This window comes from Candidatus Mycolicibacterium alkanivorans (assembly GCF_022760805.1).
Lineage (GTDB): Bacteria > Actinomycetota > Actinomycetes > Mycobacteriales > Mycobacteriaceae > Mycobacterium > Mycobacterium alkanivorans.
On record NZ_JAIVFL010000001.1, the window covers coordinates 3,268,078 to 3,280,576 of the forward strand.

The window sequence follows — 12,499 nt, forward strand, 5'->3', positions numbered from 1 at the left end:
TGGTAGGTGGTGTCAGTAGGCGGGGTCGCGCAGGATCGGGCAGGTCATGCAGCGACCGCCACCGCGGCCGCGGCCGAGCTCGCTGGCAGCGATGGTGATGACCTCGATGCCGGCTTTGCGCAACGCGGTGTTGGTCAACGTGTTCCGGTCGTAGCCGATGACCACACCGGGCTCCAGGGCAACCACATTGTTCGCGTCGTCCCACTGTTCACGCTGCATGCCGTAGACGTCACCGGCAGTGTCGACGACCCGGAAGGTCACGCCGAGGGCGTCGCCGACCACCTCGATGAGGCCCTTGTTCTCCACCTCGATGCTCAGGCCGGCCGGCGACTTGTCGTCCGGTCGCAGACTGATCGCCTGGGCGTCGTCGATCACCGGCGCAAAGGCGGTGAGGACGTCGGTGTTGCAGAAGGTGAAGACGGTGTCCAGGTGCATGGCCGCCCGCGACCGGGGCAGGACCGCGACGATGACCCGTTCGGCCGCGCCGGCCTCGAACAGGTTCTGCGCGACCTTGACGATGGCCTGGCGGGAGGACCGCTCCCCCATCCCGATCAGCACGGCGCCCTTGCCGATCGGCATCACGTCACCGCCTTCGAGTGTCACAGCGCCGTAGTCGTGCGGCTCCCCGTCGAGGTCACCGAGCCAGACCTCGAAGTCCTCGCCGGCGAAGGCCGGGTGGAACTTGTACACCGCGGTGGTCAGCAGCGTCTCCTGCCGGCGGGCCGGCCAGAACATCGGGTTGAGGGTCACGCCGCCAAAAATCCACGACGAGTTGTCCCGCATGAACTGGGTGTTGGGCAGCGGCTTGATGACGAAGCCCGTCTTACTGATCTGACCGAAGGCCGTCGCGAATGGTCCCGAGACCTCCTTGGGAACCTCGTGGAACGGGATGCCGCCGATGAGCAGTTCGGCAAGTTCCTTCGCCGGCATCTCGTCGAGCCAGGGCCGCACCTCCGTGGCGATGCCAGCACCGACCTGATCGGGAGTGATCTTGCGGTCCAGCAGCCATCCGCGGGCGGTGGGGTCACCCACGACGTCCTCGAGCAACTTGTCCAGTCCGAGCACCTCGACGCCGCGGTCCTCCATCTTGGAAACGAAGTCGAAGTGGTCCCGGCGAGCTTGCTGCACCCACAGCACATCGTCGTAGAGCAGATCGGCGGCGGTGTCCGGGGTCAGCCGCTCGTGTGCCAGGCCCGGCGGGCACACCAGCACCCGGCGCAGCTTGCCGATCTCCGACCACACACCCACCCGGGGCTCTTTGCCGGTCATGACCGTCCCTCCATTCTTTCGAATATCGATGGCGTTAAAAGACTTTGATGTCGCCGGTGACGATCCCGAAGAGCCCGAACGCGGCGGCTACCGCGACGAGCGCGAAGATGATCCACTCCGGTTTGGTGAAGATCTGCAGGCCCTTCTCCCGACGCGCCCACACGAACAAGATGGTGCCCACGAAGTAGGCGACAGCACCGGTCAGCAGATACTCCAGGCCACCGGCGTAGACCAGCCAGATCGCGTAGATCAGGGCGACGCCGCCGATCACCAGATCCCGGCTGCGGCCCTGGCCGTCACCGTAAGTCTCACCGCGCGCCGCGAGCAGCACCTGATAAGCCGCCGACCACAGGTACGGCAACAGGATGAGCGACGTCGCCAGCAGCACCAGGCCCAGGTAGGAACTGCTCGCGAAGAGCGTCAAGATCAAGACGACCTGGATGCATCCGTTGGTCAGCCAGAGCGCCGCGGCGGGTGAACCGTGCGCATTCTCGCGACCGAATACCGTCGGCATCACGGCCTCCTGAGCCGGGATGCGCAGGATCTCGGCGCACAGCAGAACCCAGGCAATCAGCGCGCCCAGCAGGGAGACGATCAGCCCGATCGAGATGAAGCCGACCCCCCAACTGCCGACCTGCTGCTCCATCAGACCGGCCATTGACGGATCGGCCAGCCCGGCGAGTTTCGCCTGTTCCATCAGGCCGTAGGACAGGAAGTTCACCGCCAACAGCAGGGCAAGCACGGCCAGGAACCCCAGCACAGTGGCACGGCCGACGTCCTTGCGTTTCTTGGCGCGCTGCGAGTACACCGCCGCACCTTCGATGCCGATGAACACCCAGACGGTCACCAGCATCATGTTCTTGACCTGATTCATGGTGCTGCCCAGCGGGTTGCCATCGATCTGGGTGTGCTGCCCCCAGAAGTCCGCGGTAAAGACCCCCGCCTTGAAGCCCACGATCGCGATCGCGATGAACGTCAGGATAGGGACGATCTTGGCGATGGTGACGATCACGTTCACGAAGGCGGCGGTCTGAACCCCGCGCAGGGTCATGAAATGCACGATCCACAGCAGGATGGACGCACTGATGATCGCCGGCAACGTGGTGCCGCCCTCGAACTGCGGGAAAAAGTAGCCCAGCGTGGAGAACAGCAGCACCAGGTAGGCAACGTTTCCCATCCAGGCTGAGGCCCAGTAGCCGAATGCCGCGGTGTAGCCGATGAAGTTGCCGAACCCGGCGCGGGCGTAGCCGTAGACACCGCCGTCGACTTCCGGTTTGCGCTCGGCGAGCGTCTGGAACACGAAGGCCAGCATCAGCATCCCGACACCGGTGATCACCCACCCGATGAGGAGTGGGCCGGGGGCCGCGCTGCCCGCCATCTGCGACGGCAGCGCGAAGATACCACTGCCGATCATCGAGCCGACCACGATGGCGATCAGAGCGGCGAGCCCGAGGCTGGCCTGCGCTGCCGGGGGTCCTCCCGACGTTTCCTTCAATTCGGTCATTTCGGACACAGCGCCTCCCTGACATCGTCAACTTCGACAGACCGTAACAACTGCGCGAGCGGCCCTGCAGGTGCGTCGAGAAGGATTTACGATCGCGTCAGCCAGGGTTTCGTTCGGCATGCAGAATTCAGCCCAGGTCCCCACCGACAGTGCGACGACGGATTCGGCTCAGTCTGTCAAGAAGGTAAGCATTCTCACGCTGACCGCTATGGTGGTCGGCTCCATCGTCGGGTCGGGTGTGTTCGTGTTGCCCCGCCGGTTCGGTGCCCAGACCGGTGTACTCGGGGCGCTGATCGCGTGGACGATCGCGGGCACCGGCACGTTGATGCTCGCGCTGGTCTTCAGATCCCTCGCGGTCCGCAAGCCCGACCTCAACGCCGGCATATTCGCCTACGCGAAGGCTGGATTCGGCAACTACGTGGGGTTCAACGCCGCCGTCGGCTACTGGGCGTCGAAGGTGCCAGCGTGTACTCCAGATGCGCACGCAAACGTTCTGACGTCGGCCGGGCAACCGTCTTGGGCTTCGTCTCGGTGCCGGCGGTGTTCATGCTGGTCACCCTGGAGTCCTACGGCGCCATGCCGCAAGCCGAATTGGCCACCGCCACACCGCGTTCGATGGCGACGGTCTTCGCCTCCCTGGTCGGCCCGTGGGGCGACGTCTTCATCAAGGTCGGAGTCATCATCTCGGTTCTCGGGGCGTACCTGGCCTGGACGCTGATGGCCTCCGAGGTGATTTACGTTCCGGCCACCACGGGAGACGTGCCGCGGTTCTTGACCAAGGTCAACGCCAAGGGCACCCCAGTGTCGGCGCTGTTCATGGTCAGTGGCTACATCCAAGCTCTGCTGATCGTCGTGCTGTTCGCCTCGGAGGCATTGGATTTCATCCTGGATCTGACGGCGGCGCTAGCGGTGGTTCCCTATCTGCTGGCAGGCGAGTACGCGCTGAAGCTCACGATCACCGGTGAAACTTACGGCGATACCCGCTCCCGGCGTACCGATTTCGCGATCGCACTCCTGGCGACAGCATACGCCACGTTCCTGGTCTCCGCAGCCGGTCCGAAGTTCCTGCTGTTGTCCTGCCTTCTGTACACGCCCGCCGCCGCGCTCTACGTCGCGGCCCGGCGGGAACACAGCGCGCGGGTCTTCACCGTCGCAGAGGCACTGCTATTCGCCACCCTCGGTGTCGGCGCGGCAGTCGCCGTCGTCCTGCTCGCGACCGGCCAGATGAGCCTGTGAGGGTCAGTGGTCCTCGTCGGGGTCGTCACCGGAGTCGTCGGATCCCCCACCGCGGATGGCCATCAGGGTGGCTGCCAGTTCGTCGGGCTTGATCAGCACCTCGCGCGCCTTGGAGCCCTCCGACGGGCCGACGATGCCGCGGGTTTCCATCAGGTCCATCAGGCGCCCGGCCTTGGCGAAGCCCACCCGCAGCTTGCGCTGCAGCATCGAGGTGGAGCCGAACTGGCTGGACACCACCAGCTCGACGGCCTGGAGGAAGACGTCCATGTCGTCGCCGATGTCCGGGTCGACATCGGTGCGCTCGCCCGAGGGCTTGGCCGCGGTGACACCCTCGGTGTACTCCGGCTCAGCCTGGTCCTTACAGGCCTGCACGACGGCCTGGATCTCCTCGTCGGTGATGTAGGCGCCCTGCAAGCGCCGCGGCTTGCTGGCTCCCATCGGCAGGAACAGCCCGTCGCCCATGCCGATGAGCTTCTCGGCGCCCGGCTGGTCGAGGATGACGCGGCTGTCGGTGAGCGACGAGGTCGCGAACGCCAGCCGGGACGGCACGTTGGTCTTGATCAGGCCGGTGACGACGTCGACCGACGGACGCTGGGTAGCTAGCACCAGGTGAATACCTGCGGCGCGGGCCTTCTGGGTGATGCGCACGATGGCGTCCTCGACGTCACGCGGCGCGGTCATCATCAGGTCGGCCAACTCGTCGACGATGGCGACGATGTAGGGATACGGCTTGTACACCCGCTGGCTGCCCGGCGGAGTGGTGATCTCCCCGGAGCGCACCTTGGCGTTGAAGTCGTCGATGTGGCGCACCCGGGAGGCCTGCATGTCCTGGTAGCGCTGTTCCATCTCCTCGACCAGCCACGCCAGCGCTGCCGCAGCCTTCTTCGGCTGGGTGATGATCGGCGTGATCAGGTGCGGAATGCCTTCATACGGTGTGAGTTCCACCATCTTGGGGTCGATGAGGATCATCCGCACCTCGTCGGGGGTGGCGCGCGCCAGCAGCGAGACCAGCATCGAGTTGACGAAGCTCGATTTGCCCGAGCCGGTCGAGCCGGCCACCAGCAGGTGCGGCATCTTGGCCAGGTTGGCCGAGATGAAGTCGCCTTCGATGTCCTTGCCCAGGCCGATCACCAGTGGATGGTGGTCGCGGCGGGTGGATGGCGCGGTGAGAACGTCGGCCAGGCGCACCATCTCGCGATCGGTGTTGGGCACCTCGATGCCCACCGCCGACTTGCCCGGGATCGGCGCGAGTATGCGCACGCTCTCGGTGGCCACCGCGTAGGCGATGTTGCGTTGCAGTGCAGTGATCTTCTCGACCTTCACGCCGGGGCCGAGCTCCACCTCGTAGCGGGTGACGGTCGGGCCCCTGGTGCAGCCGGTGACCGCGGCGTCGACCTTGAACTGCTGCAGGACAGACGAAATCGCGTCCACCATTTGATCGTTGGCCGCGCTGCGCCGCTTCGGCGGGTCGCCGGCCACCAGCAGCTCCAGCGACGGCAGCGTGTAGGGACCTTCGATTACCCGATCGAGAACCTTGGTGTCCTGCTTGGGAGTTGGCTTCTTGCGCCGCGCCTTGACCGGCTCGGGAACGGTGGGCGCGTCCTGCTCGAGTGGGTAGTTGTCATACGGCGTGCCGACGGGTTTCGGGGTGCCCGGCCAGGACGGGGCTTCCTCCTCGCAGGCGCGCGGGTCGTCGTAGTAGCCGTCGGAGAAGTCCTCGGGCTCTGCCTCGGCGCGGTCCTGTGTCTCGTCATAGTCGTCGTAGTCGTCGTCGTACTCGTCGTCGGCGTACCGAACCCGGGTGCTGAACATCGAATGCAGGGTGTCGGGCAACTCGCGGATGGTGGTGCCCGACAGCAGCAGCATCCCGAACAGGGCGGCGATGATCAGCAGCGGTGTGGCGATCCACGGGGTCACGCCGTCGGACAGCGGGCCGCCGATGGCGAAGCCGACGAAGCCCGCGGCGCGCTGACGCGCGGCGGGATCCATCGGCGCCCCGGACCACAGGTGCCACAGCCCGAGCACCGGCAGCGCGATCATGGTCGCGCCGAGGATCAGGCGCGGTCGCACCTCGGGGTTGGGTTCGGAACGCATCAGCAGCACGGCGATGACGGCGAGGATCAGGGGCAGCAGCACCACGGCGCCACCGACGAAGGTCCGCAGCACCGAGTCGATCCAGGCGCCGACCGGGCGGGCGGCGTCGAACCAGGAACTCGCGGCGGTGACGACGGCGACGGCCAGCAGCCCCAGCGCGATGCCGTCTCGGCGATGGTGCGGCTCGATGTCGCGGGCGCGGCCGACCGAACGCGCCGTGGAGCCAGCGCCCTTGGCCACCATCAGCCAGGTCGCCCGCGCCGCGCGGCCACTGGCCGAGGCAGCGCTGACCACCGGCGAGGCGGTGCGCTTCTTGGCCGGCGGCTTCCGACGGGGTGCGGCCGACCTGGAGGCCTTGACCGGCTTCGTGGCACCCTTTGACCTGGTCGTTCGCGCGCCAGAGCGAGCGGCCGTCTTGTTCGCCATGTCCGCAAGGCTAGTCGCAACTACCCCATGTGCACCATCCGCCACACTGGTTCCAGGGTGGCTGTTGCCAACCTGCGACCAAGCGCGATTTCGGCGCGGTTATCGCCGCGCAGCGGCGCAAACCGCGCCGAATCCGCAGGCTAATGTAAGCGCGGTCACACACATTTTCAGCGAGGAGTTCCGCATGCCCGTCGTCGTCGTTGCCAGCTTCACCGCCAAGCCAGAGTCGGTCGACAGCGTGCGCAAGTCCTGCAAGAAGGCCATCGCCGCCGTTCACGACGAGCCGGGCTGCCAGCTGTACTCCCTGCACGAGGCCGACCGCACCTTCGTCTTCGTCGAGCAGTGGGCCGATGCCGACGCGCTGAAGACCCACAGCACCGCACCGGGTGTCACCACGCTGTTCGCCGAGATCGGCGAGCACCTCGACGGCGCGCCGGACATCAAGATGCTCACGCCCATCGTCGCCGGCGACCCGGCCAAGGGTCAGCTGCGGGCCTGACGGGCTCGCGAGCCAGAACGCGAGGGCACCGTCGTGGGACAACTCACCAGCGTCCCACCCTGGGCGGTGGCTGCGCTGCGGCCGCCGGGCCGACCTGACCGGGCGGCACTGGACGGTGCTGGCCATCGGTCGGTGATGACGAGCTGACAGTGGCCAGTACCGAGGTGGGCATCCGCGAGATCTTCTGCGCCCATTGCCGAACCACGACAACGGCGCGCGTGGAACTCACCGGGACGCTGCCCTGCCCCGGCTGCGGCCGCGAGCTGTACGTCTACTACGACGTGTCGCGGCGGCTCGGTGCTCATCTGGGGTTCGCGATGCATGCCGATCACCGGGCGGCTCCGTGAGCGCGCTGAGCCTGCAGGTCGTCGCCGTCAACGACTCCGTGGCCGGCATCCGGACACTGACCCTGGCCCGCCCCGGACCGCGGCCCGCTGCCGTCGTTCACCCCGGGCAGCCACCTCGTCATCGAGTGCGGCTGCGGCGCCAACGCCTATTCGCTGACCGGGGACACTGTTGCGGTTCGCGAGCCGCGCAGCGCGTTCGCCCCGGTGCTGCGCGCCACCCGGCATCTGCTGATCGCCGCCGGGATCGGAATCACCCCGATGGTGTCGCACCTGCGCAGCGCGCACCGCTGGGGCCGCGACGTGCAACTGCTCTACATTCATCGCGAGGGCCGCGGCGCCTACGTCGAGCAGATCAAAGCGCTGACCGACCACGCCCGGTTCTTCACCGACCGCGCCCCGTTCGTCGCCGAGCTGGCTGCGACGCTGGCCGACTCGCCGTTCGGCACCCACGCCTACATCTGCGGGCCGGGGGCGTTCATCGACGACGTGGTCGCCCTGGCCACCGAATTCGGCTGGCCGCCGAGAGCCGAATGCACGTCGAGCACTTCGGCGGTGAGCTGGCCCCCGGCGAGCCATTCGAGGTCGAGTTGGCGAGCAGTGGACGGACTTTCGTGGTCGACTCGGGCGTCTCCCTGTTGGAGGAGCTCGAGGCGCACGGACTGGCGGTGCCGAGCATGTGCCGTCAGGGGGTGTGCGGCGAATGCCGGGTACCCGTGCGCTCGGGAGCGCTGCAGCACCGGGACCTGTACCTGGGCCAAGATGAGCGGGAGGCGGGCGATGCGATGATGGCGTGCGTATCTCGCGCCCACGGACGCCTGGAGTTGGGGCTGTGAGCGCTCCCGAGTTGCTGGCATCGTTCCCATTCCCGTACACCGCTGACGAATACCGGTACAGCACCAACCTCGAACCGGCGCGCACGACGGTGCGCACGCCGACCGGACAGTGGGGCCAGGCGGTCCTGCACATCGACTGCGAATACACCCATGTCCCTGACCCGCGAGGGGGACGTCTGGCACTGGCGCAACGAACTACTCGGTCTGACACAGGATTTCGTGCTCGGTGACGAATCCAGCTTGCCTGCGACCCGCTGGCCTACATCGCCGGGCAAGTGCAGGACGACATCGTCCTGCACGACCAGCGCGACGGTGACCTGTTCGCCGACGCCGGGGTGGTCACCTTCGCCGCGGGCTGGTCCTTCGGGTTCGACGTCGGCATGACGTTCCTGGAGATCCACGGCCCGGTACCGCGCCTGCGCGGGTCCGGGGTGATCACCCGCGCGCGCGAGTTCCTGATGCGGTTGCAGCCCAACCAGATCTACCGGCGCACCAACTGGTCTATGACGATCGGGCGCACCCTTGACGTGTCCACCGAGACACTGCCGGAACGGCTGCCCGACGGCGTTGAGCTCGACGCCGTCGACGACGAGACGTTCGGCCGGCTTGTGCATCTGCGGGTGGAGATCCAGCATCTGATCCGGCTGGCCGAATCCGGAGCGATCTGCTTTCTGATCCGCAGCTACATGCTGCCGCTGGCCGATATCGCCACCGTCGAAAAGTGGCGGGTGCGGACCGCCTCGATACTGGCCGAGCTGCCCGAGGACATCGCCGACTACAAGGGCATCAGCGCCTACCGCGACCGCGCGGTGTCGTGGTTGGGGTCGCGTGGGCCGTCCCCACATCCGCGAGCAGACGGAAATGTACCGTGACACGCCGCAGTTCGGGGGCCTTTGCGTCTGCTCGGCGAATGTCTAGATCTCGATGACCGTCGGCACGATCATCGGCTGGCGTCGGTAGGTCTCCCCTACCCACTTGCCGACCGTGCGACGCACCGCCTGTGCGATGCGCACCGTATCGGTGACGTTGTCGCCGGCCAGCTTCTCCAATTCGGCCTCCACCTTGCGGACCGCGGGCTCCAGCGCCTTGGGGTCTTCGGAGAATCCACGCGCGTGCAGGTGCGGCGGCGCCGCCGGACGCCCGGTTCCGCGGCGCAGCACCACGGTGATCGCCACGAAACCCGCACTGAGCATCAACCGTTCGCCCAGGGTGGACTCGCCCACATCGCCGGTGATCAGGCCGTCGACGAACATCTTGCCCACCGGCACGGCGCCGGCGATGCTGGCGACGCCGTTGGCCAGATCCACGCTGACCCCGTTCTCGCCCAGGACGATCCGGTCTTCGGGGACGCCGGTGCCGGCGGCCAGCTTGGCGTTGGCTCTCAGCATGCGCCAGGTGCCGTGCACCGGCATCACGTTGCGCGGGCGAACCGCGTTGTAGAGGAACAACAGCTCACCGGAGTAGGCGTGACCCGAAACATGTACGCGCACTTGCTGATTGGTCACCACCCTGGCACCGATTTTGGCCAGCGCGTCCATCACACCGAACACCGCCTCCTCGTTGCCGGGGATCAGCGACGAGGACAGGATGATCAGGTCGTCGGAGGTGATGGTGATGCTTCGGTGCTCGCCGCGCGACATCCGGGACAGCGCCGCCATCGGCTCGCCCTGGGTGCCGGTCGTGATCAACACAACCTGCTCGGGCGGCATCTCCTCGGCGACGGCGATATCGACGACGTCGCGGTCATCAACGCGCAGGAAGCCGAGTTCCTTGGCGATGCCCATGTTGCGAACCATCGACCGACCGACGAAGGACACCCGCCGGCCCAGTGCCACCGCGGCGTCGATGATCTGTTGCACGCGGTCGACGTTGGAGGCGAAGCAGGCGACGATCACCCGGCGGCTGTCGGCGCCGCGCATCAGCCGGTGCAGGGTCGGCCCGATTTCGCTCTCCGAGGGCCCCACGCCGGGGATCTCGGAATTGGTGGAGTCGCACAGAAACAGGTCGACGCCGGCGTCACCGAGGCGCGACATCCCCGGCAGGTCGGTGGGCCGGCCGTCCAGCGGAAGCTGGTCGAGCTTGATGTCGCCGGTGTGCAGTACGGTTCCGGCGCCGGTGCGGACGGCGATGGCCAGCGCGTCGGGAATCGAGTGGTTCACGGCGAAGTACTGGCATTCGAAGACGCCGTGGGTACTGCGGGTGCCCTCGCAGACCTCGACGAGGACTGGATTGATCCGGTGCTCACGGCATTTCGCGGCGACCAGGGCGAGGGTGAACTTCGAGCCCACCACCGGGATGTCGGCGCGCAACTTGAGCAGGAACGGGATCGCGCCGATGTGGTCCTCGTGGGCATGGGTGAGCAGCAGGGCCTCGACGTCGTCGAGCCGGTGCTCGATGTGGCGCAGGTCGGGCAGAATCAGGTCGACGCCGGGCTCGTCATGCGTCGGAAACAGCACACCGCAGTCGATGATGAGCAGACGACCGAGATGCTCGAAAACCATCATGTTGCGGCCGATTTCCCCGACACCGCCGAGCGGGGTGACGCGCAGGGCACCGGGTGCCAGCGGACCGGGAGTTCTGAGTTCTTCGTTCACGACGAACTCATCGCAAGACACCGGCCGCGCGCATGTCGGCGGCCAGTTCGTCGAGCTGTTCGGGAGTCGCCGGCATCTGCGGCAGTCGCGGATCGCCGGCTTCCAAGCCCTGCAGCCGCAGGCCCGCCTTCGACAGGGTGACACCGCCGAGGCGGGCCTGTGCGGCGTTCAGCGGGCCCAGCGTCACCGCGATCTTGCGGGCGGTGGCAACGTCACCGGAGTTGAAGGCGTTCAGCATCTCTCGCAGCTGGCCGGCGGCGAGGTGCCCCCAGACGCTGATAAAGCCGACGGCGCCCATCGCCAGCCACGGCAGGTTGAGCGCGTCGTCCCCCGAGTAGTAGGCCAGCCCGGTCTCGGCCATGATCTGCGCAGCGCCGGGCAGATCGGCCTTGGCGTCCTTGACCGCCACGATGTTGGGATGCCGGGCGACGGTGCGCATGGTGTCCCAGTCGATGGGCACCACCGAGCGCGGCGGGATGTCGTAGAGGATCACCGGCAGGTCGGTGGCGTCGGCGACGGTGGTGAAATGCGCGACCAGCCCCGACTGCGGCGGCCGCGAGTAGTACGGGGTGACAACCAGCAGGCCGTGCGCACCTTCAGCCGCGGCGGCCTTGGCCAGGTGCACGCTGTGGGCGGTGTCGTAGGTGCCGACGCCGGCAATGATCCGGGCCCGGTCACCGACCGCCTCGACCACGGCGCGCAACAGCAGCGTCTTCTCGGCGTCGGTCGTGGTGGGCGACTCACCGGTGGTTCCGGAGATCACCAGTCCGTCGCAGCCGGAGTCGACGAGCCGGGTGGCCAGCCGCGCGGCGGTATCGGTGTCCAGCGAGCCGTCGGGCTTGAACGGCGTAGCCATGGCGGTCAGAACCGTGCCCAACCGGGCGCTGGCATCGAATCCGCTGGTGCTCACGGGCACAGATTACCCGCTGGGCCTCAATCCTCAGTCGCCAGCGGCGAGGTTGCCACCTCGGTGCCGTCGGCGAGCTCGGCGATCTCGAAATCGGCGAACACCGCCGGCGCCACGCGCGCCAGCTGGCGAAGGCAGGCGATTGCCAGGCGGCGGATCTCGACGTCGGCGTGCTCGCTGGCGCGCATGGCGATGAAGTGCCGCCAGGCGCGGTAGTTACCGGTGACGACGATGCGGGTTTCGGTGTCGTTGGGCAGGACGGCACGGGCGGCTTGGCGGGCCTGCTTGCGGCGCAGCACTCCCGGCGTGTCGGCGAACTTGGCTTCCAGTTTGGCCAGTAGTTCGACATAGGCGGCGCGGCTGGCGTCGGCCGCTGCCAGCAGGATCTGCTGCAGTTCTGGTTCGTCCTCCAACCCGGGCGGGATGACGACCTGAGCCTCATTCTCGGGCACGTAGCGCTGGGAGAGTTGCGAGTAGCTCAGGTGACGGTGGCGGATCAGTTCGTGGGTGCACGAGCGGGAGATGCCGGTGATGTAGAACGACACCGAGGCGTGCTCGAGCACCGAGAAGTGGCCGACGTCGATGATGTGCTTGAGGTAGGCGGCGTTGGTGGCGGTGCGCGGGTTGGGCTTGGACCAGCTCTGGTAACAGGCGCGGCCGGCGAACTCCAGCAGCGCTTCGCCGCCGTCGGCGTCGGTGCTCCAAGGGACGTCGGCAGGGGCCGAGAACTCGGTCTTGGCGATCAGTTGCACGCGCAGCGGCGCAGTCTCGGCCACGGGAGAACAGTAGC

General features: G+C 67.3%; 9 protein-coding genes and 3 pseudogenes. 6 read left to right on the forward strand and 6 right to left on the reverse strand.

Annotated elements, in window-relative coordinates; all coding sequences use genetic code 11:
* Positions 1-12: 12 nt before the first annotated feature.
* Together K9U37_RS16030 and arcD are read right to left on the reverse strand one after the other, a co-directional pair.
* The gene (locus K9U37_RS16030) at positions 13-1,269 is read right to left on the reverse strand and encodes an arginine deiminase (protein ID WP_243072524.1); all 1,257 of its coding nucleotides are present in this window, start codon (positions 1,267-1,269) and stop codon (positions 13-15) included.
* Between the two features lie 34 nt (positions 1,270-1,303).
* Entirely contained in the window at positions 1,304-2,773 is a 1,470-nt protein-coding gene (gene arcD, locus K9U37_RS16035) for an arginine-ornithine antiporter (protein ID WP_243073414.1), read from the reverse strand.
* 208 nt (positions 2,774-2,981) lie between these two features.
* On the opposite strand from arcD, the pseudogene K9U37_RS20245 reads away from it, so the two are divergent.
* Both K9U37_RS20245 and K9U37_RS16040 read left to right on the forward strand, forming a co-directional pair.
* A pseudogene (locus K9U37_RS20245) lies at positions 2,982-3,173 on the forward strand (arginine-ornithine antiporter); the annotation flags it as partial.
* A 65-nt stretch (positions 3,174-3,238) separates the two neighbouring features.
* Positions 3,239-4,009: an amino acid permease gene (locus tag K9U37_RS16040; protein ID WP_308197394.1), complete on the forward strand. Its 771-nt coding sequence runs from the start codon at positions 3,239-3,241 to the stop codon at positions 4,007-4,009.
* 3 nt (positions 4,010-4,012) lie between these two features.
* On the opposite strand, the gene K9U37_RS16045 is transcribed toward K9U37_RS16040, so the two are convergent.
* Positions 4,013-6,529 (reverse strand): FtsK/SpoIIIE family DNA translocase, encoded by a 2,517-nt coding sequence (locus K9U37_RS16045; protein ID WP_243072525.1) that lies wholly within the window; start codon positions 6,527-6,529, stop codon positions 4,013-4,015.
* A 184-nt stretch (positions 6,530-6,713) separates the two neighbouring features.
* On the opposite strand from K9U37_RS16045, the gene K9U37_RS16050 reads away from it, so the two are divergent.
* The 4 genes and pseudogenes from K9U37_RS16050 to K9U37_RS16065 all read left to right on the forward strand — a co-directional run bounded on the left by K9U37_RS16050 (position 6,714) and on the right by K9U37_RS16065 (position 9,080).
* Positions 6,714-7,028, forward strand: coding sequence for a putative quinol monooxygenase (locus K9U37_RS16050; protein WP_243072526.1), 315 nt, complete (start codon positions 6,714-6,716; stop codon positions 7,026-7,028).
* Positions 7,029-7,177: 149 nt separating this feature from the next.
* Complete coding sequence (locus tag K9U37_RS16055; RefSeq protein ID WP_243072527.1) at positions 7,178-7,375, forward strand: dimethylamine monooxygenase subunit DmmA family protein; 198 nt, start codon at positions 7,178-7,180, stop codon at positions 7,373-7,375.
* Positions 7,372-8,208 (forward strand): annotated as a pseudogene (locus K9U37_RS16060) (PDR/VanB family oxidoreductase). Before K9U37_RS16055 ends, K9U37_RS16060 begins: the two are co-directional and overlap by 4 nt.
* Positions 8,205-9,080: pseudogene (locus K9U37_RS16065) on the forward strand (heme-dependent oxidative N-demethylase family protein). The pseudogenes K9U37_RS16060 and K9U37_RS16065 overlap by 4 nt, the downstream one beginning before the upstream one ends.
* Positions 9,081-9,122: 42 nt before the next feature.
* On the opposite strand, the gene K9U37_RS16070 reads toward K9U37_RS16065, so the two are convergent.
* Genes K9U37_RS16070 through thyX form a run of 3 tightly spaced genes read right to left on the reverse strand, consistent with a single transcriptional unit; the run spans position 9,123 to position 12,485 of the window.
* Complete coding sequence (locus K9U37_RS16070; RefSeq protein ID WP_243072528.1) at positions 9,123-10,802, reverse strand: ribonuclease J; 1,680 nt, start codon at positions 10,800-10,802, stop codon at positions 9,123-9,125.
* A 7-nt stretch (positions 10,803-10,809) separates the two neighbouring features.
* On the reverse strand, positions 10,810-11,718 hold the full coding sequence (gene dapA / locus K9U37_RS16075; RefSeq protein ID WP_243072529.1) for a 4-hydroxy-tetrahydrodipicolinate synthase: 909 nt from the start codon (positions 11,716-11,718) through the stop codon (positions 10,810-10,812).
* A gap of 17 nt (positions 11,719-11,735) precedes the next feature.
* Positions 11,736-12,485, reverse strand: a complete 750-nt coding sequence (gene thyX, locus K9U37_RS16080) for an FAD-dependent thymidylate synthase (RefSeq protein ID WP_243072530.1) — start codon at positions 12,483-12,485, stop codon at positions 11,736-11,738.
* Positions 12,486-12,499 lie beyond the last annotated feature (14 nt).